Origin of the sequence: Rickettsia massiliae MTU5 (assembly GCF_000016625.1) — a bacterium.
In the GTDB taxonomy this organism is placed as follows: Bacteria; Pseudomonadota; Alphaproteobacteria; order Rickettsiales; family Rickettsiaceae; genus Rickettsia; species Rickettsia rickettsii.
Genome location: NC_009900.1, coordinates 1,305,869 through 1,327,663, shown reverse-complemented (window position 1 = coordinate 1,327,663; position 21,795 = coordinate 1,305,869). Strand labels below are relative to the sequence as shown.

Here is a 21,795-nt window from a genome sequence, read left to right as displayed (position 1 = left end):
TTTAACAATTTCTCATTGTTTATTTATTTCCAAATAAAAGGATGCCCCAATTATCTATTATCTGTTTTGCCCCCTCTATTATCTTTTGATAGCTATTCAATTCTTCAATAATTTCCTGTTGTTGTTCTAGAGATGGAAGAGGAATATAAATTGAGTTTATATGTTCTCTATTTAAACCAGGCTGAGCACTTTTATTATAAGCTAAGTTCTTAATTTGATTTTGAATTATATCGCTATTTAAACAATAAAATAAATAAGATTGATGTATAAATATTCGGTTTCCCTCTAAAAATATAAACATGTTCATTAATCATTACTTCTATTTGTGGTAAAATTTTATCATCTACAAAACACACTTTACCCTTTAATGCTCCGTCTTTACACATTAAAATATCATTGTTTTTCACCAATCCTTTTTTAGCTATTTGATAAAAATCGAGATCTATAAAAGGAATTTTAGATAAATTTAATTTTCCATCCTCGCCTGTTTAAATCATTTATACCGACAATTTTTCTTTTTTTATTGTCTAGAGTAACGCCGATATTCTTAACCTCAATATTCTTTTTGATTATTCGGTTTATGTGCATCGATAAAATAAAGTATTGACGTTTTTACTCCTGTATAAGGTAAAAAAGTACCTTGCGGTAGAGAGATAACGAGTTGCAGCTTTGCTTTTGATAGTAAAAATTGACGAACAGCAGCGGTGTCTTTTCTGAATAAGAACCCTTCAGGTACTACCAATGCCGTTATAATAAAGAGGAGTTATATGATTTTCTATTATAGTTTTGCCGTTTTTGCTAGTTTTTTTAGTGATAGTTTGAGAAAATGGCAATTAGTACCAATTACATCAAACTTTAACTGCTGATCAGTTAAGGGTTTAACATCATTAGGGTTCTCAAGACTATTTATTTGCTGAATTCCGCTATGTCCGTCACCATGCAAAATCATATTCATCTTAGCGATTCTAGCGGTTTTGGTTAACTCTCGCCCATATTAAATCTTCATCGGTATTAATTATATTATTTTCTTTGATATAATTAAAAGCTTCAGTTAAGAACCCACCGGTACCGCAAAAAGGATCATAAATTGTTTCTTTAAATTTAGGATCAACCAAATTAATAATGGTTTTAACGATATTTCTCGGTGTAAAATATTCGCCTAAATCATTTTCCGTTGATGTAGTTTTTTCTAAGAAATACTCGAATGCATCGCCTTTTATATCTGTATCTATCGTAGAAAAATAAGAGGATCAATTGCATCGATAATGTGGTGGAGAGTAATGGAATTGCCTAGAGAAATAGGCGTTAAAAACATCACCACCGTATTTATTCTTAATTTGTTCTATAACATAGCTATTAATGTAACCGATAATATCATCGTTTGATTGTGCTTTGATATTATTCCACCAAGATTTTTCGTTGTTTTCACTTAATAATTTTAAGAATAATATATTTGCAAATTCGCTAAATCTTTCTATTTCTGCTCGGAGCCCTTCACTTCTTAAAAGATTATTCAAGTTTTTAAATATCGATATTAATTCTTCACGTGATACTTTAATTTCTTTCGGTATTAGTCCAAGCTTTATTACTGCTTGCTTCTAACAAAGCTAATAATTCTTTTTCATGTAGTAATTCCCTTACTTCATCACCGTTTAATAAGCTCTTTATTATTAGCAACAAAATGAGCTTCGCAGTAAGCTCCATTCATTGCGAACACTATAGGTACATCAAACAATTTTGCATATTCCGTTGCTTGATCTAAAGCTTGCCTTAAATCCACTCCTGTTTTTTGCTTCTATTATTGCAATAGGTTTATTATTATTACTTTCATATAAGATATAATCCGGTCTTTTTCCGTTTAATCTTGTCTGTTCTGTTTTTGATTTTGGTTTTTGAAAATAAACATTCTTTTTAGTATCATTATCCTATATGCCATCCCTTATTTACAAGGTTATTGCGGATAATCCATTCGGTTTGCTGTTCTGTTAACATAAGAATTGCTTAGATATTTTTTTGTAATTAATAATTATATCTTCTTACACTTATTATTATACAAGCTTATAAAAAAGTACAAAAAACAACTTTTTATCTCACTAAAAAATAAATTATTGCTATGGATTTATATAGATTTTTGACTTTCTTAATGAATTTAAATAACTTATTATGAGCTTGTTATAACTAATATTAAAATCATGAGTATAAATAACCAGTTAAGAGAATTAATTAAATCAGGTACTTTTGCCGGTATATTATTAATTATTGCTTTTACCTTAGCAATAATTGTCAGCAATAACATTTTCCTAACGAAATATTATTCTTCTTTTATTTACAGTAAATTTTCTTTAACAATAGGAAATGTACGTTTACAAACAACGTTTATAGAGTTAGTTAATGACGGTCTCATGACTTTCTTCTTTTTATTAATAGGTTTAGAGATGAAATTTCACCTAGTAGAAGGTGAACATAAAAATAAAAAAAAACTAATATTACCTGCTGTGGCAGCCCTTGGAGGTGTGGTAGTTCCTGTCTTAATATACATGTTTTTTAATTACGATAAACCGAGATTAATAAAAGGATGGGCTATTCCTATCGCAACTGATACTGCTTTTGTCCTTGGTATTTTATCTTTTTTCAGCCGACATATATCTTTAGAATTACGAGCTTTTATTATAGGTTTCTCATTAATTGACGATGCTTTTGCGTTAATTATACTAGCCTTGTTTTATACTAAAACAATCAATACTCCGGCATTATTAATTTCCTCTGTAATTATATTCATCTTGTTTATATTGAATTATCGACAAGTTAAACAATTATTTTATTATATAATTGTAGGTTTATTATTATGGATTAGTATGGTGGAGTCAGGTATTCAAGGTACTTTATGTGGAGCCATTATAGCACTTTTTATACCTGTTAATATAAAAGGAGAATTTAACACTTCTTTTAAAAAACTTGAAAACTTAACTAGTCCTTTTGTAAATTACTTTATTTTACCGCTTTTTGTATTTATGAATTCCGGTATCCTTTTAGAATATTTTGCATTTAAAGGCACTTGTTCCAACTCAATACTTGCTTTAATTTATGGGATAATATTTGGTTTATTTGTAGGTAAGCAATTAGGTATTATGCTATTTTCATATCCATTTGTAAAATTTAAACTCTGTAATTTACCAAGTGATACTTCATGGTTAAAATTTTATTCTATAGCTATACTTGGAGGGATTGGATTTACCCTAAGTTTATTTATAGGTAGTATTACGTTTGAGAGCAGCTGCCCTTCAAACTCTATGAGAGCTGCAGTAATAATAGGCTCTTTAATTTCTGCATTATTTGGCGTAGCCGTTCTAAAATATTGTACTGGAAAAGAGTAAAGGAGCAAATTAAACGAGTATACTCATTAAATAACGATGATAGGATTTTAATAACACATCATATTTTTGTTTGGAAAAAACAGGATATGGTACTATATAGATATTATGAGAAGAATGAATCACTTTTTCAAGCTTATTTAGCATAAAAGGCATATTATAATTATGCTCTACTAAAATTATTGAAGTAAGATTGTAAGTTACAATAAAATCAACCGCTTTCTTAATATTATCTTCTTCAGACATTATTTTACTCGGAGCAAGTATTACCTGCTGTTCTATAACATTACGTTCCTTTAACAAATTTTTTAATTGCTCTGTAGATTCTATACCAGTAATAAATAATATAGGTGCATAGCCTGCCTTAAGCAAAGCACTACCGGTTTCAATTTTATGTCCTCCTCCTGCAAATACTATTATTGCATTAGTGGTATTACTATTAAGCTTATAAGAATTTATTAAATATAAATAATAACCAAAACCACCGACCCAAAGAGCAAAAATTGTGAGTAAAAATTTTCTGATCATTTAAATATTTTATTAAATTCAGTTTGAATAATTTTATCAAATTCAGACATTTCAACATGAATCCCTAACTGATTTAAAGATGTTATTAAAGAATTTTCAAGTCCACAAGGAATAATCCCACTAAACTTACTTAAATCTGTTGAAATATTTATAGCTACACCGTGATATGTAACCCATTTTCTTACTCTAACACCTATTGCAGCAATTTTAGCAAATTCATCTTTCCTTACTTTTGCCCAAATTCCTACTTTATCTTTAATAATATATGCTTTAATTCCAAAATAATTTAAGCTATTTATAATCCATTCTTCAAGCATTTTTATATATAGTTTTAAATCTTTGTGTCGATTTGGTGAAGCTAAATTAAGAATTGGATAAATAACACGCTGACCCGGTCCATGAAAAGTAAATTTACCGCCACGTCCTGTGTAAATGACCGGAATATCACCGTAATTTAATAATTCTTCTTGTTTATAATTAGTACCGGCTGTATATACTTCCGAATGTTCAACTAAATAAATAATTTCCGGCTCATGATCACTAATTACTTTGTTAACGTAATCTTCCATTAATTTCAAAGTAACTTGATAATCCGCAAAATCCGGTATAGTTATAAACCTTATCATATTAATTCAGGTGTATATTTCAATATTAATGCATCTAAAATTGCTATGGTTTCAGCATCCAAATTGCCGGAAAAATTACTAGGACGAAAATGCATTTGAAACGAAATTATAATATCTTTCATTTTAGAGTCTAAAATTCCGGTAACTTCAAGTTTATAACCGTATGTAATAAATTTTTGCTGAATTGCTGCAATATCGGTTATGTCGACTTGCGGCAATAGATCGTTAAACACCTGTTCATCATACCAAGCTCCAATATCGTTATCATATAATAGTTTCCAAGGAAATAGCGGGCCAGGGTCCTGTTTTCTACCTGGAGCAATATCAGAATGCCCAACCACTCTAGTAGGTTTAATATCATATCTAGCAATAATCTGTTTACACAAACTTATAACACTATTAATTTGCCTTTCCGAATAGGGTAGCCAAACTATATCATTATTTTTTGCATTTACTTCAAAAGCAGGATTTACGATTTCAATACCGATTGATGTATCATTAATACGCTCTTGACCTTGCCAGTAACTTACTCCAGCATGCCATGCTCTATCATGCTCTTCTACTAATTGAAATATATGTTCAGGGTTTTCATTGTTTATTAAATAATGGCTACTTAACTTTTCACCGGTTAAAAAATCTAAAGACTGCTTAAAATCACACTGTGTATAATGTAGCACTAGGAATTTAATACGTTTATCAAATCCCACAGCTCTATAAGATGTTTTATCGATTACTATCATAATAATTCTTGTGAAAGCTTGCTTGCATGGATCGGTAAATCGTCATTGCGAGAAGAATTACGCAGTAATTCGACGAAGCAATCTCAGGAGTTTGTTATTATTTCATGAGATTGCCACGCAGCCTACTGCTGCTCGCAATGACGATTTGGTATCTATATAAAGGATAGCCCCAGTATGACAAGAAAAATTTTGATGGTGCCGGATATCGGATTTGAACTGATGACCTACCGCTTACAAGGCGGTTGCTCTACCACTGAGCTAATCCGGCATATTAATATGATTATAGAGAAGAGATATGTCATACCGTGGCTTGACCACGATATCTAGAAAAACAACTTGTAATAGTCAAATTTACTAAATCCCGCAATCAAATAGCGGGATGACAGGGGCTGAATTGATCCACACAGTCAATGCCTGCTCGCAATGACGAAAAATACACTATAAACTAAGCTTCTTTATCTTCCTTTTTACTTGGTCTAGCTTTACGGTTTTTTGCTTTCACTTCCATTTCCTTTTTAACTTTCTCAGGAAGAGTAACACCCGCTTGCTCAATAAATTTTGCGACTCGCTCAGTTGGTTTAGCACCGGTGCCCAGCCAATATTCTATACGATCTTTTTTTAAAACAACACGCTCACTATTATCTAAAGCAAGCATTGGATCATAAGTTCCGACTTTTTCTAAAAAGTCACCGTCACGAGGTGCTGTTGCGTTAGCTACTACTACACGGTAAAAAGGACGCTTTTTAGCACCGCCTCTAGCTAAACGAATTTTTACTGCCATATATTACTTACAATTATTTTATTTTTTCTTCTTTAAAAAGAACATGTTTTCTAACTACTTTATCATACTTACGAAAAGAAAGCTTCTCAGTTTGGGTCTTCGGATTACGTTTCTTTACCCAAAAAACACCTGTGCCGGCAGTACTTACTAGCCTTACCAAAACATTTTTATTTTTCTTTGCCATTAGCTGACACCTTAAATCAAGATATTATTTTATTACTCTAAGAAAAGCAGAATAAAACGAAATTGAAAAATAGTCAAGTAAAAACTAGGCATTGCAAGATAAAGAGAGATACGCCATTGCGAACGACTGCAAGGAGTGCGGCAATCTCGGGAAATTAAAACTAGATTGCCATGCTCCTTTTAGTCGTTCACAATGACGCCAATTTTTCAAATTAAACGAGTTACCGTCCAAATAAGCGTTCGATATCCTTAAGCTTCAACTCAATATAAGTAGGTCTGCCGTGGTTACATTGACCTGAAAGCGGCGTATTTTCCATTTGACGCAGTAAGGCATTCATTTCATCTGCCGATAATTTTCGTCCTGCTCTAATAGAGTAATGACAGGCATAAGTTTTCGTTACATGCTCGATTAACTCTGTCAAAGCTATATTCTTGCCAAAATCCGATAAATGATCGGCGAGATCTTGAATTAACTTTTGTACGTTTACATCTCCAAGGATATTTGGAATTTCAGTTACTATAATAGATTTTTCACCGAATTTTTCTAGAGTTAAACCGAGTTTATATAGTTTTTCTCTATGGTCATATAAACAATCTGCTTTTTTTTCATTTGGCAGTTCTACTATCTCAGGGATAAGCAAACGCTGTTTGATTAACTCTTCCGTTTTAAGGTAATCTTTTATTTTTTCATACCCTAAACGTTCGTGTGCTGCATGCTGGTCGGTAATCACTATACTATCTTCGGTTTGTGAAATAATATAAGTCGTATGAAATTGTGCTTTAGCTGCCCCAAGTTTATATTGTTTACGGGTTTGCTGTTCATGTTCTATACGGTTTTCTACTTCTTGTTCTATTTTAGCATGTGATAATGTATCGATTAATTTTTGACAAACATGATTTTGAGGAACTGTATTAAGTGTAGAATGAGTAGTAGGTCTATAATCTGCCGATTTACTATTAACCTTTATAACTTTACTTACTGGCGATTGTTTGTTAACTAAAGGATTTTTAAATAACTCAAGAGCATCAGAGGCGATAGTAGTAGAAGAAGTAACATGGCTTTTATTTGTTAAAGCATTTTTAATTGCTTCTATTAATAAGTTTCGCACATAATTCGGGTCATGAAACCTAACCTCTGCTTTTGCCGGATGTACGTTAACGTCAACAAGTTGCGGATCGATTTGTAAGAATATAGCACATAGCGGATAACGATCACGAGCTAAATAATCTTGATATGCTACCCTTAAAGCTACCTGTAATAATTTATCTTTTACCGGTCTATTATTAATAAATAAAAACTGATCTTCACTTGAAGCTCTATTGTATGTCGGGCTACTAGTATAGCCGCAAATAGAGAAATTAGGTGTTTTGAAGTCTATATAAGCGGCGTTTTTTATAAAATCATCACCTATTACATCAATTATACGCTGTTTTAGGTTAGTTTTAGCATCTTTATTTTGTCCCTTTAGTTTTAATAAATTCTTGCCGTCATGTGTTAAACTAAAAGAAGTTTCAGGATGTGCTAGAGCGATTTTCTTAACCACATCTACAGTTGCTGCAAGCTCTGTTTTATCGGCTCTAAGAAATTTTAAACGTGCAGGTGTTGCGAAAAATAAATCACGTATCTCTATTTTAGTACCTTCATTATGAACAGAAATAGTAACTTGTTTTTCATTGCCGCCAATTAACTTAATCTGAAATGCTTTGTCGGCATCTCGTTTTTTAGAAGTAATTAGCATTTTGCTAATAGCAGCAATAGACGGCAGTGCTTCACCCCTAAAACCGAAAGTATGAATATTTAGAAAATCGCTTTCATCAAACTTAGAAGTTGTATGACGTTCAACGGCAATTTCTAATTCCTTATCAGTCATACCGATACCGTCATCAGAAATAATGATTAGATTTTTACCGGCACGTTCTAAAATAATATCTATTTTAGTACTACTTGCATCAACAGCATTTTCAACTAATTCCTTTACTACCGATGCGGGCCTTTCTATAACCTCACCAGCAGCAATTTGGTTGATAGTACTTTCTGACAGAAATTTTATAGTCATTTTGTTACTAATTTAAATTTCTTACTACAATATGGGCAGATAACTTCCTTTTTTTCTTTATCTATCTCTAAATAAACTTTCGGATGGTCATATAGAGGTTCTTTGCCCTGGCAAGATACAGATGCATCAACGCTATTAACAATTTCCATAGATTTATACATTATTTCTTTAAGTGAAATCTAATATAAGTTACTTTTAAATAAAAGACAAATATTACTTGATTAACTATGTCATCCCGTGACTTAATCAGCTTTGTTGCATGGTTCTAATTTTCTCGTCATTGCGAGGAAATTACGTAAGTAATTGACGCAGCAATCTAGTGCCAAAGTTCTGAGATTGCCACGCAGCCTATGGCTGCTCACAATGACGATTTAGCTGGCTGGTACAAGCCCACGGTATGACAGTGCATATTTTATAAGGAGATAAAAATGAAAGAATTCGGTAAAATAGACATATTAGTAAATAATGCAGGTATTCAGCATGTTGCTCCTATCGATGAATTTCCTGAAGATAAATGGGAGCAAATTTTGTGTATAGATTTAATAGCATCTTTCTATACTACAAAATACGCAATACAGATTATGAAAAAAAACGGCTTCGGGCGAATTGTTAATATCGCTTCCGCTCATGCATATGTCGCATCACCCTTCAAGTCGGCATATGTAGCAGCAAAGCACGGTATCCTTGGACTTACCAAAACCGTTGCTTTAGAAGTGGCTGAGAATAATATTACAGTTAATGCTATCTGTTCCGGTTACGTCAACACACCCTTAGTAAGGAATCAAATAGCAGATACTGCTAAAGCTAGACATATCAGTGAAGAATCAGCGTTAAGGGATGTAATCCTTAAATCTCAAGCTACGAAAAAATTTGTAGAAGCTGATGAAATAGCAAACTTAGTAATATTCTTATGTGACGAAAAAGCTTCATCAATAACAGGTAGTGGACTCTTGATAGATGGCGGCTGGACGGCACAGTAGTTTTTAATTCTTAATATTTGTTAGTTATTGAGAAATAACTAACAATAAAAACTTCTTGCAAAAATTTAATTTACTCCTTTACACTTGAAATAAACCACAATTTATTTAAGGAGGAATTTATGCCAGAAAAAAACATCTACATTTTCAAACTGAAGAAACTGAATTAAATAGGGTAAAAATACCAAATTAATTCATTTTAAAGATGAACTGGGCAGCCCCATAGATGGGCAATTAAGTTATAGGAGAAGTTGAAGAAGTAAAAGAAAAAGAATCTTCTAGACCCGTAGAAGTTGAGGTAAAGCGTAATTTGGGTACAAAGCTCTAACCTATCTTGGAATTATTAAAAATACGAATTAGATTTCCATGAAGAAAAACTTTACGCATATGATCTTAGTGGTACAAAAGTTGGAGAAGTAGGTGATTTTGGAAAAGTAGTATTAGATGAGAATATTAAGCTTGATGAAACTATTATTCTTCAAAAAAAATGGTAAATTCTTAGATTTAGAAGGTAAAGCTTTACAAAATCAAAATCAGTGTATACAAAAAGGTAGCGGAGTTTACCATTTAAGTACTGCTACAGACGTAAAATATTTTGATAAAGATTGAAAGTATTAAGACTTCAAAAGGTGTTACGAATCTTAACACAAAGCCCGTAAAAAGTGCTCTTAAAGGTAGCAGAGAAGCTGCAAAAATAGGAGAAAAACTACGAAAACAACAAGAAGAACAGAAATTTGCAGGAATTAAAAAGCCAAAAGGAGCTAAACTTACAAAAGTAGGAATTCCGGTAGTTCCCACTAGAGGATAACTAAGTTATAAGTGCTTGACCATTATAACGTGTATATTATAATAGTCATAATTTATTATGACTATTATTTAGCCTTTTTGCATGTCTAATATAGCTTGTATTTGAGCTTGTGTCTCAAAGTCATTTGGCTCTAATTCTAATGCTTTGTTGTATGATTCAAGAGATAAATGTCAGAATAACCTAAATCGTCATCATGCCTATATGTGAGTGCTCTATCATATGCCTCAAGAGCTGCTTCGTAATTTCCAAGTTCATCGAATAATTTACTCTTATTAAAATAAGCATCGGAATAATTAGGATCAATTTCAATTGCTTTATTGTATGCTTCAAGTGCTAGTTCGTATTTTTCAAGCTTTCTTAATATTTCTGCTTTATTGTTAAGGCATAAGGATGACTTGGATCTACGATTGCCTTATTATAAGCTTCTAAAGCTAAATCGTATTTTCCCAACTGAATCTATGGCAATAACGACTGCCGGGATAGGGCTCTTACCAAGTTATAAAACTATTGGAATTGTCGCTCCTATTATTTTAACTATTATCAGACTCATACAAGGTTTTTCTTTAGGAGGGGAATTTAGCGGTTGTATTTCGTATATTGTAGAACATGCTTCGTTCGAGCAGCGAGGACTTGCGGGGAGTAGCTCAGTTGTTAGTATGTGCGGGCGGTATGCTGCTTGGACTTGGTACAGCAGCTGGTTTTTCTTATTTTATGCCTGCCGATATGCTATTTGAATGGGGTTGGAGGATACCTTTTATTGCCGGTTTATTTATTAGCTCCGTAGGTTTATATATTAGAAAAAACCTAGCAGAAAGTCCTATTTATAAAAAAGCTAAGGAACAGGGCGTTTAGCACGTTTTCCTTTACGAGAAACATTAACAAAATACCCAAAAGAACTAAAATTATCGCACTTGGTCTTTATATTACCGTAACTGCTCCTTTTTATACTTCTACGGTTTTTATTGGTAATTTTATGCACACACTCGGTTATGCTAATCAGCAAAGCACAATTGTTAGTAGTATAATATTAATCGTAATGATGATAGTATTTCCTATATCTGCGTATGTTTCGGATAAGGTGGGGCGACGTCCTGTACTAATATATGGGGGGATTATCTTGTTAATTTTATCAGTCTATCCTATTTTTGTAGCCTTAGGGTCGATGAATTTTACTTTAGCTATAATATCTCAAGTAATATTTGCTGGAGTTATTAGCATTTATATGAGGCCTATTCCAACGGTTTTAGTAGAGATATTTCCGACTAGCATAAGATTTACCGGTGTTGCACTTTCATACAACCTTGCAGCTGCTATATTTTGGCGGTACTGCTCCAATGTTAGCAATGATATTAACGAAAGTTACCGGAGACAATTATGCTATTGCATATTATTTAATTGCACTTGTCTTGTTATCTTCTATAATTCTAAAATTCTATAAAGAAACCTATAAAAAGAATCTAGTAAATTAATATGAGCGAAGTTTTTGAAATACCAAACGGTGAAAGCAAGGTTTTACTCCATTGTTGTTGTGCTCCTTGTGTTGGTCCTTTAATGGAAAAAATGATCGATACCGGCATTAAGTTTATGCTTTTTTTCTATAATCCTAATATTCATCCTAAAAAAGAATATGAGCTTCGTAAAAACGAAAATATTAAATTTGCCGAGAAACATAATATAGAATTTATCGATGCAGATTATGATCCGCAAAATTGGTTTAGGCGTGCTAAAGGGATGGAGTTTGAGCCTGAGAGAGGTATACGCTGTACAATGTGTTTTGATATGCGTTTCGAACGTACGGCTTTATATGCTTATGAGAACGGCTTTAAAGTTATAACTAGCTCGCTTGGTATTTCTAGATGGAAAGATATGAACCAAATTAATGAATCAGGAACTAGGGCGGCATCTCATTATGAAGGGGTGACCTATTGGACTTATAATTGGCGTAAAGACGGCGGTGCTAGCAGAATGTACGAAATTGCCAAAGAAGAGAACTTTTATAAACAAGAATTTTGCGGCTGTGTTTATTCTTTCCGTGATACTAACGATTGGCGAGTAGCAAACAATCGCCCTAAAATCGAGATCGGCAAGGAGTATTATTAAGACCTCAAATTAATAAAAAATATTTTATTTTTTTGAATCTTTATATTATAATAATCTAGACAATCTAGCTATATGAGGATTTTATATGAATAAATGGCAGTTACACGAAGCAAAGAATAAGTAATATTATTGATATTGTAATGCATGGTACCCCTCAATGTATTACAAAAAGGGGTGAAGAAGCAGTTGTAATTATTAGTATAAAAGACTATAAACAACTTACTAAACAAAAACCTGATTTCAAAGAATATTTATTGAGCATACCTAAGATAGATAATTTGGATATTCAGAGAGCAAAAGGGTATGCTAGAGATTTTGAATTATGAAATATTTATTAGATACTAATGTTGTATCTGAAATTCAAAAGAAAAAATCCAATTCTCAAGTAGCAGTATGGTTTTCAATTGTTCATTCTAGCCAGTTATACTTAAGTTGTATTACTATCGGCGAAATAAGAAAGGAAATATCAAAATTAGCAAAGAAAGATAAAATAGCAAGTTTAAAATTAGAAAAATGGTTAGAAAGAATAATAATAGATTATAATGAAAGAATTCTTAATATTGACAAAGAAATATGTGAGGAGTGGGGTGAATTAATGAGTATTGATAGTACGAATGCAATCGATGCTTTAATAGCTGCACAGGCAAAACAAAGCAATATGATACTAGTGACTAGAAATATCAAACATTATAATATGTTTAATATAAAAATATTCGATCCTTTTAACTGATCAAAATTTTCTTTCCCAATAATAATATCCTATGAAAAAACTATCATTTCAGCAAATTATTCTGACATTACAAAATTATTGGCAGGATTATGGCTGTGCAATATTGCAGCCTTACGATGCCCATGTCGGAGCCGGTACGTTTCACCCTGCAACTGTGCTTCGCTGCCTTGGTACTAAACCTTGGTCTGTTGCATATGTTCAGCCATCAAGAAGACCAGGGGATAGCAGGTATGGCATGCATCCTAATAGAATGCAGCATTATTATCAGTTTCAAGTTATCTTAAAGCCGTCGCCGGATAATATTCAAGAGTTATATCTTAAAAGCTTAGAATGTTTAGGCATAGATTTAAAAATTCATGATATCAGATTTGTTGAAGATGATTGGGAGTCGCCAACCTTAGGTGCTGCCGGGCTTGGCTGGGAAGTATGGTGTAACGGTATGGAAGTATCGCAATTTACTTATATGCAGCAAATCGGCGGTATTGAATGCCGTCCCGTTGCCGGTGAAATCACTTATGGACTCGATAGGCTTGCTTTATATATTCAAGGTGTTGATGAAGTAAGAGAGCTTGATTGGAACGGACAAGTAGGCGAAAAAGCTTTAAAATACGGTGAAGTGGATTTCGAAGCTGAACGGCAATTTTCAAAATATAATTTAGAGCTTGCCGATAGTGAAATGTTACTGAGACATTTCAAGGATAGCGAAGACCAGTGTGAGAGATTAATCAAAGCTAATTTACCTATGCCGGCTTATGATGAATGCCTTAAGGCAAGTCATGCATTTAATCAACTAAATGCACTTGGAGTAATTAGCGTCACTGAGCGTGCTTCTTATGTTTTAAGAGTGCGTCATTTAGCTAGAATTTGTTGTACAAAATGGTTGGAGATGAACAAGTGAGCGAGTTATTATTAGAGCTATTTAGCGAAGAAATTCCGGCTTTTATGCACAAAAATGCTGAAGAGGGTTATTTAAATATATTCACGAAAATTTTTGAAGAAAACGAAATATTTGCAAAAGTGCAAGTGTTCGTGGGACCTCGCAGGATAACGCTGCATGCTACCCATTTGCCAAAGATAACTTTGCCAAAAGAGGAAGAAATTAAAGGACCAAACATAGAAGCTCCGGAAGCCGCTATTAACGGCTTTTGTAAAGCTCATAATGTTAGTAAATTAGAGCTTTCTACTAAATTAATTAGTAATCAGCTATATTATTTCTTTATCAAAAAAACAGAAGAAAGAGAAATAAAAGAGATTTTGCCGGAGATTATTATAGAGGCTATTAATAAATATAGCTGGGCAAAATCGATGTTTTGGGGTGATTACAAAATAAAATGGATTAGACCTCTGCGAAATATTTTATGCATATTTGACGGCGAAATATTACCGGTGCAATTTGGGCATTTAACCGCTAATAATATTACGTATGGGCATCGTCTTACTGATAATAAAAAATTAGAAGTAACAGATTTTGAAGATTATAGAAATAAGCTTTTAGAAAATCATGTTATTTTAGAAAGAACAAAGAGAGAGACAATAATTAAAACCGGTTTACTGGAACTAGCAAGTTCTCATGATTTAATTATAAAAGAAGATAATCGTTTAGTAGAAGAAGTAGCAGGGCTTAGCGAATTTCCTGTTGTATTGCTTGGAAAAATCCCGCAAAAATTTTTAGAGTTACCTAAAGAAGTACTTATTTCTTCGATGCGTACGCATCAGAAATATTTTTGTTTATTTGATAAAACAGGAAATTTCACACCGTATTTTCTCTTTGTCAGTAATGGCAGATTTACAAATGCTGAACTAGTTATTCAAGGTAACGAGAAAGTTCTATCGGCACGTCTTTCGGATGCTTTATATTTTTGTAAGCAGGATATAGCTAAAACTTTAGAATCAAGATTAGGCCAATTAGAAGCTGTAACATTTCATGCAAAGCTTGGTAATTTAAGAGAAAAAATTGAACGCATAACCGATATTTGTAATTATATAGCTCCAAATAATAAGGATTTGATTACAGCAGCTAGGCTTTGCAAAAGTGATCTTGTTTCTGAGATGGTCGGGGAATTTCCTGATTTACAGGGGATTATGGGTTATTATTATGCAAAACATGAAGGGCTAAATGCAGAAATAGCCGCTGTAATTAGAGACCATTATAAACCGCAAGGTTTGAGCGACAATGTACCAAGCGGAAATGCAGCTTTACTTGCTTTAGCCGATAAGCTAGATAGTTTAGTAGGTTTGATGATAGCAGGGGAAGCACCAACAGGCTCAGGTGATCCATATGCCTTAAGACGTCAAGCTCTTGGTATAATAAGAATAATACTTGAAAATAAATTAGAGCTAAATTTTAATGATTTAATTAATTTTTCTATAAACTTATATAAAGATTCATCTGACGAAAATAAGAATTTAATAATATCTTTTTTTGAAGAAAGAGCAAAATTTTACTTTAAAAATGACTATGATATTGCGTTAATTAATGCAGTTCTTGACTTAAATTTAGTAGATACAAACTTTAAGCTTGATGCGTTAAAAGAATTTTTAATAGAAGACGCAGGCAAGCAATTATTAAATGCTTACAAACGAGCTAGCAATATAATTATTGGTGATCAGAAAATTACCGGCTTAGTTGATGCGAGTCTCTTTAGTACACAACCTGAAAAAGAATTATTTGAAGTAATCCAAAAAATTTCTCCGCAAATTATAGATAGTATAGCTGATAAAGATTATAAGAAAGCCTTAAATTTATTATCGTCTCTATTAACTCCCATTACTAGCTTTTTTGATAATGTACTCGTTAATGACTCTGATCCAAAGATCGCTCAAAATCGTTTGTCGTTATTACAGAATATTTGCGAATTATTTGATAAAGTAGCTAAGTTTAACCGCTTATGATAAACAAAGCAGTTCAATTTATAAAATCAGGTAAAGTGGTTGTTTTTCCGACTGAAACAGTCTATGGGATTGGTGCGGATGCCACAAATAATGAGGCGTGTTTAAAGATTTTTCAGTTCAAAGAGCGCCCTGCTATCAATCCGCTTATCGTGCATGTCTCCTCCATAGAGCAAGCAAAGGAAATAGGGGAGTTGAACGATTTAGCTACAAAAATAGCAGAAAAATTTTGGTCTGGACCATTATCTATAGTTGTCCCTTTAAAAGAGAATGCAAATATTGCCCCTAGCGTAACAGCAGGACTAAATACCATAGCGCTTCGGATACCGTCTTATCCTGTAGCGTTAGAGCTTATCAGACAATCAGGCATACCTATAGCTGCCCCAAGTGCTAACCCTGCAAACTATATTAGTCCGACTAACGCTGAGCATGTCACAAAACATTTTAAGGATAATCAGGAAATTTTTATTTTAGCACCTGAAATCTATCAATCTAAATATGGGCTAGAGTCAACGATAATCGATACAACGACTGTTACTCCTACTATTCTTAGAGAAGGGTTTATAACTGCTGAAATTTTAGGAGAAATACTAGGGATAGAAGTTTTAAAAGCATCAGAGACAAGTACTATAAAAGCTCCGGGAATGCTTGCAAAACACTATTCACCAAAAGTACCGGTTAGGCTAAATGCTATAAATTTAGAGGATAAAGAAATCGGATTAAATTTTGGCAATAGCAATCTTACAGGAAGATTCTCATTAAACTTAAGTGTAAAAGGTAACTTTATAGAAGCCGCTGCAAATCTTTATGCTTATTTAAGAATACTTGACGATTATGCTGCATCTCATGATGTAAGAGGTATAGCAGTTAGCCCTATACCTCAAGTGAATATAGGAGCTGCAATTAATGATCGCCTAAAACGTGCCGCAAAATCATAAATTTCGGCGTTCTATTCGCCTTAATAGCTTTTTGATGATATTTGGTAATTACATAGTTATCGTGCGGTTTTAAATAATCATTTTTATTTATAATTTCAAAATTACCGTTCTGCTGTATTAACTCTATTGCTTCATAAAAATAATTTTCGATATCGGAAGCAAATACTAAATTACCATTGTCTTTTAGCTTATCTTGTAAAATCTTAAGTCGTTCTTTATTGAAAATACGTTTCTTTTTTTGCTTATTTTTTATCCATGGATCGGGAAATAAAATATAAATTCCATCAAAGCTATTACTTGGTATCTCATTTAATATTAAATCCAAATTATTAGGGAATAATAAAAAATTCGTGATATTTTGTTCGCCTGCAAGCTTTAAAACATTTGCAACTCCGTTTAAATATACCTCTACCCCAATAAAAAGTGCATTAGGATTCATTTTAGCTTGATTAATGAAATGCTCACCCATACCAAAGCCTATCTCAAGAAATACTTTACGTTTTTCATTTACAAGCTTTTCTTTAGAAAATAAATATTTTGGTAGTTCGTTATCTAATAAATTCTGTTGCACTCCTGATAAGCTTTTACCGATACGTCTTGCATATGACCGATTGAGATTAATAGGAGTAAATAATATTACCCTACTGTGACCTTGTAGATCCTTATAAACGCTTTCAATATTATAACCATGATCTAAGAAAATTTGGGTTACCGCTTCTTCCTGTTTAAACCCTATTTCTAATATAATCTTACCGTTTGGTTTTAAGAATTGTTTGGCATTTTCGGCGATGAGAAAGTACGCGTGCAGTCCGTCTTTTTCAGCAAATAAAGCAATAGACGGTTCATAATTGATTGTTTCAATTGCCATCTCTGATTTTTCGCTGTGAGCTATATATGGCGGGTTGCTAACGATAAAATCAAATTTCTGAGTTTCAATATTCTCAAACCAATTACTGTGAATAATCTGAATGCGATCCGTTACCGAATATTTTGCCGCATTACTTTTGATAATTTCTATAGCATCAAGACTTATATCGGTCGCAATTACATTAGCATTCGGTAACTCACATAATAGACTGATAGCAATGCAGCCGCTACCTGTGCCAAGTTCTAGGATATTTAAGAATTTGTCATTGCAGTTTTCGCTTATGTCATCCCCGCGAAAGCGGGGATGACATTGAAATACAACATCCACTAAAACTTCAGTATCGCTTCTTGGAATTAATACATGTTTATTAACAATAAATTCACGTGAGTAAAATTCTTTAACACCTGTAATATATACTATCGGTTCATGCTTTAATCTTCTCTCTAACAGTTTTTCAAAAGCTTCTATCTCGGCTTCATTTAACTGCTCATCAAGATTAATAAGTAAATACTCAATAGGTTTATTTATAACATGCTGTAGTAAAATTCGTGCTTCTAATTGCGGCGAACTAATACCTATTTTATTTAATTTATCTGTAGCGTCACTAAGAATTTGCTTTATAGAACATTGCATGTTTTATTTTCTGCCAAAATTTTTCATTTCTAAAATCTCATCTACACTACCTAGCGGTGCTCGTTTTTTAAGTTCAGTAAATGCTAAATGCACGAAATAGATTATTACCAAATTTATTCTTATAATATTCGGGTTCTAGAGTTATAATATCTATTTTAAGATAATTTTTGGTTTTAGGTATTTTAATTATTTTCATAAACCGTTTTATGTTATTATATCACCAATTATTTCTGAATAATATTCATGTTCTATATAGCTATTTTTAAAGCTAAGATTTGCTAATGTTTCTAAATCACAAGTGATTAAAGGTTCTTGTTCGTGTTGATTTTTTAATAAATAAGGACTAGTGTACAAAACCAAGCGAACTCTCTTTTTATCTGGTCAGCAGTTAGTTTATTTAGTACTTCACCATTTTTCCCATACAAAATAAAGTCAGAAAAAGCACCATATCCTGCTTCGGTAAATTTTATGCGAGCTTTCTTCTCACATAAAATTTCTTGTTGATTTTTTAAAATATTATTCTAAATAAGCTTTAAAATAATGCTTATTATACTCTTGTCCCTCATATCGTATACACTTAGTATTTTTTTGATATTTAGATTTTAATTCCTCTAAAGATTCTTACGGTATTTTTGTGTCTTGATATCCTATATATATTTTATCTAAAATTTGTTTTTTCTCATATTCTTTAATAATCTTTAATAATAATATGAGTTATATTTTTTGTTGGAACAGTAATCATATATTCTTTTTTGTTAGGATAAATAATCTCTGCACATTTAGCAATAAAAATATGAAGTTTAAGCGAAAGACTTGAATGTTTTTTAGTATTATTATAGTCATATATTGGAGCTTTTGTTATTCCTATATGTGAAATTTGCGTTTTGAGAAGTTGTCATAGTTGTAATCATTTCTACCGATGGTATATCAATGCTACTTTTCTGTTCCCATGCTTTATTATAGGTAAAAACTACATATACATCTGTTAAATCTTGGTCATGATATTCTATACTAGAGTCAAAAGCATCTCTAGTCCTATAAAAGCTTTTCTATATTCTTTTTTCCCGGACTGGTTTGTAAACTCCCCCTGTTTCTTTAAGAAATTTTGCCAAGTAGTTACATTTACTCCATTAACTTTTACCATATAAAAATGTAAATCATCTTCTACTTCATAATGATAAATTTTGTAAATTAGAATATTTTTCATCTATTTTACTGAAATCAAATTCAGAGAAAATCCGCAGAGCTTGCATATATTGCATGTCTATATTATCAGGTGCTTTTGCTTCTTTGCATGCAACTTTTATAAATTTATTTAATTGTTCTTCTTGCTCATTAAAATCATTTTTTTTAAATTCTTCTAAAAATTTTTTTCCTATAATTTGCATCATCAATATACGTACTATTATTAATATCTATGCCTATTTTTAATCTTAGAGAAAGAATTTCATTGACGAATTCAGAAATTTTAATTTCATGTTCTGTACTATATTGGGAAGAGCTAGCAATTTTTATAGATTGCGGTTTAAAAGATAAATTATTACCTAATTTTAAAATAAAATCTTTTACTTCTGGCCAATCTCTATAATTTGATATATCTAAGGAAATAATTTTGTCTGTGGCGGTACTTAAAATCTTGCAGAAAAGTAAAAATCTCTTCTAAGCTCGCTTTTTGTTTTCTAAGGTTTAAAATACCCTCTTCCATAGAATATAAGGCTTCTTCTAATTTAGCATTAGATTTTTTCATTTTATAAATCTTTTAAATATTTAATCCTTAATATTATATTAAAAAATTAATATTTTGTTAATTATAAACTAATTATCTCTTCCATATCCCTTGGCAACTTACAAGAAAATGCCATAATCTCATTACTAGTCGGATGAGTAAAACTTAAATACCAAGAATGCAGGGCTTGACGTTTAAAATCAATTAATTTTGCTTTTAGTTCAGGGGGAGAATGAGCAATTTTTCGGTCGTTATTGCCGTAAGTTTGGTCGCCGACTACCGAATGCTTTAAATGGCTTAGCTGTACTCTAATTTGGTGAGTTCTACCCGTACTAAGCTTGCACTCCACCATACTAATACTACCTTTATAAAATAATTCTAGAGTCTTATAATGTGTAACGGCTTCTTTGCCGCCATATTTTAATATGGTCATTTTTTGGCGATCGCTTCGGCTGCGACCTATATTATTCTTAATGACTCCTTCTAGCGGATTTATTACTCCCCACACTAACACTTTATATTTCCGTATTACCTGCCTTTGTTCTATCTGATTTGCAAGTAGCATATGTGCTTTATTATTTTTAGCCACTACCATCAAGCCCGTAGTGTCTTTATCTAAACGATGTACTATCCCGGGTCTTTCTGATGAGCCGATATCCGATAAGTTTTTTGTATGATGTAATAAAGCATTAACAAGCGTATCGTCATGATGCCCTGCTCCCGGGTGTACCGTCATACCTGCAGCTTTGTTAATTACTATCAAATCATCGTCTTCATATATTATATCAAGTGCTACATTTGCTGCTGCAATTTTTAGCTCTTCAGGTTCTTTAAAAGAAAATAATATAATATCATTCTCCTTGACCAAAACATCAGGATCAGAAATAATTACATCATTAACTAGTACTTGCGAATCTTTAATAGCTTTTTGGATTTGATTCCTTGAAACATTTTCAAGAAGCGATGATAGAGCTTTATCAAGCCTTATGTCATTTAGTTCGTGTGGTACGGAATATTTTAACATATTTTAATTTTAAGATAATGAATAATACGCTTAAATGGTTAAGTGCAATCGGTGTTGAATATTATTGCCATGAACATCCAACGCAATTAAAGGTACGTAATAATACTGAACTAACTGAAAAGCCACAAGTAAAACTTAAGTCTACAAAAGAAACTGCATTCAATATGAATGATAAAGTTCATGAGAATATAACCCTATCAAGATCTCTTGCCGATAAAGCTAATAATATCGAAGAACTAAAAGAATCTCTACTAAATTTTAATGGTTGTGAACTTAAGAAATTTGCTACTAATACGGTTTTCGGTGACGGTAATTTGGAAGCTAAAATTATGTTAATAGGCGAAGCCCCGGGAAGTACCGAAGATTTGAAAGGAATACCTTTTTACGGCGAAAGTGGCAATTTACTTGATAATATGTTACACGCTATCGGAATTTCACGAAAAAATAACGCTTATATTACTAATACGGTATTTTGGCGTCCTCCTGCTAATAGACAGCCGACGTTCGAAGAGGTCGATATTTGTAGACCTTTTGTCGAGAAGCATATTGCTCTTATTAACCCGAAGCTAATTATTCTAGTCGGTAGCACGGCTGCAACTAGCTTACTTGGAAAAAATTCGGGTATTACTAAAATTAGACAAGAATATTATTTTTATACCAATAAATATCTATCCGCTCCTATTCAAACTACGGCAATCTTCCACCCTGCCTATTTACTCCGCCAACCCATGCAAAAACGCACCTCTTGGTATGATTTACTCAAGATTAAGGAGTATGTAGTCAATAATAGACTTCTTGCATAACTTGTACATTAAT

General features: G+C 32.3%; 28 protein-coding genes, 1 tRNA gene and 6 pseudogenes. 13 read left to right on the top strand and 22 right to left on the bottom strand.

Annotation, left to right across the window (positions count from 1 at the left end):
• Nucleotides 1–19 precede the first annotated feature (19 nt).
• The 7 genes and pseudogenes from RMA_RS07220 to RMA_RS11815 all read right to left on the bottom strand — a co-directional run bounded on the left by RMA_RS07220 (nt 20) and on the right by RMA_RS11815 (nt 1,677).
• On the bottom strand, nt 20–214 hold the full coding sequence (locus tag RMA_RS07220) for a restriction endonuclease subunit S (protein ID WP_231288620.1): 195 nt from the start codon (nt 212–214) through the stop codon (nt 20–22).
• A pseudogene (locus RMA_RS11550) lies at nt 212–407 on the bottom strand (hypothetical protein); the annotation flags it as partial. The gene RMA_RS07220 and the pseudogene RMA_RS11550, both read right to left, overlap by 3 nt.
• Nucleotides 408–456: 49 nt before the next feature.
• Complete coding sequence (locus RMA_RS11830) at nt 457–588, bottom strand: hypothetical protein (protein ID WP_274377938.1); 132 nt, start codon at nt 586–588, stop codon at nt 457–459.
• Nucleotides 554–949 (bottom strand): annotated as a pseudogene (locus RMA_RS11825) (N-6 DNA methylase). The gene RMA_RS11830 and the pseudogene RMA_RS11825 overlap by 35 nt, the downstream one beginning before the upstream one ends.
• A 16-nt stretch (nt 950–965) precedes the next feature.
• On the bottom strand, nt 966–1,220 hold the full coding sequence (locus tag RMA_RS11820) for a class I SAM-dependent DNA methyltransferase (protein ID WP_274377935.1): 255 nt from the start codon (nt 1,218–1,220) through the stop codon (nt 966–968).
• Nucleotides 1,221–1,250: 30 nt separating this feature from the next.
• The gene (locus tag RMA_RS11540; RefSeq protein ID WP_238375480.1) at nt 1,251–1,517 is read right to left on the bottom strand and encodes an SAM-dependent DNA methyltransferase; all 267 of its coding nucleotides are present in this window, start codon (nt 1,515–1,517) and stop codon (nt 1,251–1,253) included.
• Between the two features lie 37 nt (nt 1,518–1,554).
• On the bottom strand, nt 1,555–1,677 hold the full coding sequence (locus tag RMA_RS11815; protein ID WP_274377914.1) for a hypothetical protein: 123 nt from the start codon (nt 1,675–1,677) through the stop codon (nt 1,555–1,557).
• A 515-nt stretch (nt 1,678–2,192) separates the two neighbouring features.
• Between RMA_RS11815 and nhaA the strand changes: the two genes are divergently transcribed.
• A complete protein-coding gene (gene nhaA, locus RMA_RS07200; RefSeq protein ID WP_041404907.1) occupies nt 2,193–3,374 on the top strand; it encodes a Na+/H+ antiporter NhaA in 1,182 nt (393 codons plus the stop codon).
• 9 nt (nt 3,375–3,383) lie between these two features.
• On the opposite strand, the gene RMA_RS07195 is transcribed toward nhaA, so the two are convergent.
• From RMA_RS07195 to RMA_RS09015, 8 genes are all read right to left on the bottom strand, one after another.
• The gene (locus RMA_RS07195) at nt 3,384–3,899 is read right to left on the bottom strand and encodes a YdcF family protein (RefSeq protein WP_012153247.1); all 516 of its coding nucleotides are present in this window, start codon (nt 3,897–3,899) and stop codon (nt 3,384–3,386) included.
• Nucleotides 3,896–4,525, bottom strand: coding sequence for a lipoyl(octanoyl) transferase LipB (lipB, locus tag RMA_RS07190; protein WP_041404906.1), 630 nt, complete (start codon nt 4,523–4,525; stop codon nt 3,896–3,898). Before lipB ends, RMA_RS07195 begins: the two co-directional genes overlap by 4 nt.
• Nucleotides 4,522–5,265 carry an N-acetylmuramoyl-L-alanine amidase gene (locus RMA_RS07185; protein ID WP_041404905.1) on the bottom strand — a complete coding sequence of 248 codons (744 nt, stop codon included), beginning with the start codon at nt 5,263–5,265 and terminating at the stop codon, nt 4,522–4,524. Before RMA_RS07185 ends, lipB begins: the two co-directional genes overlap by 4 nt.
• A gap of 193 nt (nt 5,266–5,458) precedes the next feature.
• Nucleotides 5,459–5,533: transfer RNA gene (locus tag RMA_RS07180), tRNA-Thr, on the bottom strand.
• Nucleotides 5,534–5,710: 177 nt separating this feature from the next.
• On the bottom strand, nt 5,711–6,046 hold the full coding sequence (rpsP, locus tag RMA_RS07175) for a 30S ribosomal protein S16 (protein ID WP_012153244.1): 336 nt from the start codon (nt 6,044–6,046) through the stop codon (nt 5,711–5,713).
• 13 nt (nt 6,047–6,059) lie between these two features.
• Nucleotides 6,060–6,230: a 50S ribosomal protein L33 gene (gene rpmG / locus RMA_RS07170; RefSeq protein WP_004997072.1), complete on the bottom strand. Its 171-nt coding sequence runs from the start codon at nt 6,228–6,230 to the stop codon at nt 6,060–6,062.
• Between the two features lie 220 nt (nt 6,231–6,450).
• Nucleotides 6,451–8,286, bottom strand: a complete 1,836-nt coding sequence (mutL, locus tag RMA_RS07165; protein ID WP_041404904.1) for a DNA mismatch repair endonuclease MutL — start codon at nt 8,284–8,286, stop codon at nt 6,451–6,453.
• The gene (locus RMA_RS09015; protein ID WP_081427909.1) at nt 8,283–8,447 is read right to left on the bottom strand and encodes a zinc-finger domain-containing protein; all 165 of its coding nucleotides are present in this window, start codon (nt 8,445–8,447) and stop codon (nt 8,283–8,285) included. Before RMA_RS09015 ends, mutL begins: the two co-directional genes overlap by 4 nt.
• 267 nt (nt 8,448–8,714) lie before the next feature.
• Here RMA_RS09015 and RMA_RS07160 point away from each other — a divergent pair, with 267 nt between their 5' ends.
• The 3 genes from RMA_RS07160 to RMA_RS07690 all read left to right on the top strand — a co-directional run bounded on the left by RMA_RS07160 (nt 8,715) and on the right by RMA_RS07690 (nt 10,071).
• Nucleotides 8,715–9,266, top strand: coding sequence for a 3-hydroxybutyrate dehydrogenase (locus RMA_RS07160; RefSeq protein ID WP_041404903.1), 552 nt, complete (start codon nt 8,715–8,717; stop codon nt 9,264–9,266).
• 459 nt (nt 9,267–9,725) lie between these two features.
• The gene (locus tag RMA_RS11535; protein ID WP_238375479.1) at nt 9,726–9,872 is read left to right on the top strand and encodes a hypothetical protein; all 147 of its coding nucleotides are present in this window, start codon (nt 9,726–9,728) and stop codon (nt 9,870–9,872) included.
• Nucleotides 9,859–10,071, top strand: coding sequence for a hypothetical protein (locus RMA_RS07690; protein WP_049749381.1), 213 nt, complete (start codon nt 9,859–9,861; stop codon nt 10,069–10,071). The genes RMA_RS11535 and RMA_RS07690 overlap by 14 nt, the downstream gene beginning before the upstream one ends.
• A 68-nt stretch (nt 10,072–10,139) precedes the next feature.
• On the opposite strand, the pseudogene RMA_RS12350 reads toward RMA_RS07690, so the two are convergent.
• Nucleotides 10,140–10,515, bottom strand: a pseudogene (locus RMA_RS12350) (tetratricopeptide repeat protein); the annotation flags it as partial.
• Between the two features lie 11 nt (nt 10,516–10,526).
• On the opposite strand from RMA_RS12350, the pseudogene RMA_RS09655 reads away from it, so the two are divergent.
• From RMA_RS09655 to RMA_RS07120, 7 genes and pseudogenes are all read left to right on the top strand, one after another.
• Nucleotides 10,527–11,540: pseudogene (locus RMA_RS09655) on the top strand (MFS transporter); the annotation flags it as partial.
• Between the two features lies 1 nt (nt 11,541).
• A complete protein-coding gene (locus tag RMA_RS07145; protein ID WP_014409708.1) occupies nt 11,542–12,171 on the top strand; it encodes an epoxyqueuosine reductase QueH in 630 nt (209 codons plus the stop codon).
• Nucleotides 12,172–12,256: 85 nt separating this feature from the next.
• A pseudogene (locus RMA_RS07140) lies at nt 12,257–12,497 on the top strand (type II toxin-antitoxin system Phd/YefM family antitoxin).
• The gene (locus RMA_RS07135) at nt 12,494–12,901 is read left to right on the top strand and encodes a type II toxin-antitoxin system VapC family toxin (RefSeq protein ID WP_041404902.1); all 408 of its coding nucleotides are present in this window, start codon (nt 12,494–12,496) and stop codon (nt 12,899–12,901) included. The pseudogene RMA_RS07140 and the gene RMA_RS07135 overlap by 4 nt, the downstream one beginning before the upstream one ends.
• 31 nt (nt 12,902–12,932) lie before the next feature.
• Complete coding sequence (locus tag RMA_RS07130; protein WP_012153238.1) at nt 12,933–13,799, top strand: glycine--tRNA ligase subunit alpha; 867 nt, start codon at nt 12,933–12,935, stop codon at nt 13,797–13,799.
• Complete coding sequence (gene glyS / locus RMA_RS07125; RefSeq protein ID WP_041405060.1) at nt 13,796–15,793, top strand: glycine--tRNA ligase subunit beta; 1,998 nt, start codon at nt 13,796–13,798, stop codon at nt 15,791–15,793. Before RMA_RS07130 ends, glyS begins: the two co-directional genes overlap by 4 nt.
• On the top strand, nt 15,790–16,728 hold the full coding sequence (locus RMA_RS07120; protein WP_012153236.1) for an L-threonylcarbamoyladenylate synthase: 939 nt from the start codon (nt 15,790–15,792) through the stop codon (nt 16,726–16,728). The genes glyS and RMA_RS07120 overlap by 4 nt, the downstream gene beginning before the upstream one ends.
• Here the strand turns inward: RMA_RS07120 and trmB are convergent.
• The 4 genes and pseudogenes from trmB to RMA_RS11520 form a co-directional block, all read right to left on the bottom strand.
• Entirely contained in the window at nt 16,694–18,229 is a 1,536-nt protein-coding gene (gene trmB, locus RMA_RS07115) for a bifunctional peptide chain release factor N(5)-glutamine methyltransferase PrmC/tRNA (guanosine(46)-N7)-methyltransferase TrmB (RefSeq protein WP_012153235.1), read from the bottom strand. The two genes, RMA_RS07120 and trmB, sit on opposite strands and share 35 nt — an antisense overlap.
• 3 nt (nt 18,230–18,232) lie before the next feature.
• Nucleotides 18,233–18,425, bottom strand: a pseudogene (locus RMA_RS11530) (hypothetical protein).
• Between the two features lie 8 nt (nt 18,426–18,433).
• Nucleotides 18,434–18,583, bottom strand: coding sequence for a hypothetical protein (locus RMA_RS11525; protein WP_014366163.1), 150 nt, complete (start codon nt 18,581–18,583; stop codon nt 18,434–18,436).
• Nucleotides 18,584–19,398: 815 nt separating this feature from the next.
• On the bottom strand, nt 19,399–19,620 hold the full coding sequence (locus RMA_RS11520; protein WP_238375478.1) for a hypothetical protein: 222 nt from the start codon (nt 19,618–19,620) through the stop codon (nt 19,399–19,401).
• Between the two features lie 26 nt (nt 19,621–19,646).
• Here RMA_RS11520 and RMA_RS11515 point away from each other — a divergent pair, with 26 nt between their 5' ends.
• Nucleotides 19,647–19,817, top strand: coding sequence for a hypothetical protein (locus tag RMA_RS11515; RefSeq protein WP_238375477.1), 171 nt, complete (start codon nt 19,647–19,649; stop codon nt 19,815–19,817).
• Here RMA_RS11515 and RMA_RS10135 read toward each other — a convergent pair.
• Nucleotides 19,812–19,976, bottom strand: coding sequence for a hypothetical protein (locus RMA_RS10135; protein WP_187145891.1), 165 nt, complete (start codon nt 19,974–19,976; stop codon nt 19,812–19,814). The two genes, RMA_RS11515 and RMA_RS10135, sit on opposite strands and share 6 nt — an antisense overlap.
• A 61-nt stretch (nt 19,977–20,037) precedes the next feature.
• Nucleotides 20,038–20,979, bottom strand: a complete 942-nt coding sequence (locus RMA_RS07095; RefSeq protein WP_012153234.1) for an RluA family pseudouridine synthase — start codon at nt 20,977–20,979, stop codon at nt 20,038–20,040.
• Between the two features lie 17 nt (nt 20,980–20,996).
• Between RMA_RS07095 and RMA_RS07090 the strand changes: the two genes are divergently transcribed.
• On the top strand, nt 20,997–21,782 hold the full coding sequence (locus RMA_RS07090) for a uracil-DNA glycosylase family protein (RefSeq protein WP_041404901.1): 786 nt from the start codon (nt 20,997–20,999) through the stop codon (nt 21,780–21,782).
• Nucleotides 21,783–21,795 lie beyond the last annotated feature (13 nt).

What these genes read in the sequence shown, in the direction of transcription:
- RMA_RS11830 (WP_274377938.1), bottom strand. Translation starts at nt 588, where the DNA reads ATGCACATAAACCGAATAATCAAAAAGAATATTGAGGTTAAGAATATC.
- nhaA (WP_041404907.1), top strand. Translation starts at nt 2,193, where the DNA reads ATGAGTATAAATAACCAGTTAAGAGAATTAATTAAATCAGGTACTTTT.
- RMA_RS07195 (WP_012153247.1), bottom strand. Translation starts at nt 3,899, where the DNA reads ATGATCAGAAAATTTTTACTCACAATTTTTGCTCTTTGGGTCGGTGGT.
- lipB (WP_041404906.1), bottom strand. Translation starts at nt 4,525, where the DNA reads ATGATAAGGTTTATAACTATACCGGATTTTGCGGATTATCAAGTTACT.
- RMA_RS07185 (WP_041404905.1), bottom strand. Translation starts at nt 5,265, where the DNA reads ATGATAGTAATCGATAAAACATCTTATAGAGCTGTGGGATTTGATAAA.
- rpsP (WP_012153244.1), bottom strand. Translation starts at nt 6,046, where the DNA reads ATGGCAGTAAAAATTCGTTTAGCTAGAGGCGGTGCTAAAAAGCGTCCT.
- rpmG (WP_004997072.1), bottom strand. Translation starts at nt 6,230, where the DNA reads ATGGCAAAGAAAAATAAAAATGTTTTGGTAAGGCTAGTAAGTACTGCC.
- mutL (WP_041404904.1), bottom strand. Translation starts at nt 8,286, where the DNA reads ATGACTATAAAATTTCTGTCAGAAAGTACTATCAACCAAATTGCTGCT.
- RMA_RS09015 (WP_081427909.1), bottom strand. Translation starts at nt 8,447, where the DNA reads ATGTATAAATCTATGGAAATTGTTAATAGCGTTGATGCATCTGTATCT.
- RMA_RS07160 (WP_041404903.1), top strand. Translation starts at nt 8,715, where the DNA reads ATGAAAGAATTCGGTAAAATAGACATATTAGTAAATAATGCAGGTATT.
- RMA_RS11535 (WP_238375479.1), top strand. Translation starts at nt 9,726, where the DNA reads ATGAAACTATTATTCTTCAAAAAAAATGGTAAATTCTTAGATTTAGAA.
- RMA_RS07145 (WP_014409708.1), top strand. Translation starts at nt 11,542, where the DNA reads ATGAGCGAAGTTTTTGAAATACCAAACGGTGAAAGCAAGGTTTTACTC.
- RMA_RS07135 (WP_041404902.1), top strand. Translation starts at nt 12,494, where the DNA reads ATGAAATATTTATTAGATACTAATGTTGTATCTGAAATTCAAAAGAAA.
- RMA_RS07130 (WP_012153238.1), top strand. Translation starts at nt 12,933, where the DNA reads ATGAAAAAACTATCATTTCAGCAAATTATTCTGACATTACAAAATTAT.
- RMA_RS07120 (WP_012153236.1), top strand. Translation starts at nt 15,790, where the DNA reads ATGATAAACAAAGCAGTTCAATTTATAAAATCAGGTAAAGTGGTTGTT.
- trmB (WP_012153235.1), bottom strand. Translation starts at nt 18,229, where the DNA reads ATGCAATGTTCTATAAAGCAAATTCTTAGTGACGCTACAGATAAATTA.
- RMA_RS11520 (WP_238375478.1), bottom strand. Translation starts at nt 19,620, where the DNA reads ATGATGCAAATTATAGGAAAAAAATTTTTAGAAGAATTTAAAAAAAAT.
- RMA_RS11515 (WP_238375477.1), top strand. Translation starts at nt 19,647, where the DNA reads ATGCCTATTTTTAATCTTAGAGAAAGAATTTCATTGACGAATTCAGAA.
- RMA_RS10135 (WP_187145891.1), bottom strand. Translation starts at nt 19,976, where the DNA reads ATGAAAAAATCTAATGCTAAATTAGAAGAAGCCTTATATTCTATGGAA.
- RMA_RS07095 (WP_012153234.1), bottom strand. Translation starts at nt 20,979, where the DNA reads ATGTTAAAATATTCCGTACCACACGAACTAAATGACATAAGGCTTGAT.
- RMA_RS07090 (WP_041404901.1), top strand. Translation starts at nt 20,997, where the DNA reads ATGAATAATACGCTTAAATGGTTAAGTGCAATCGGTGTTGAATATTAT.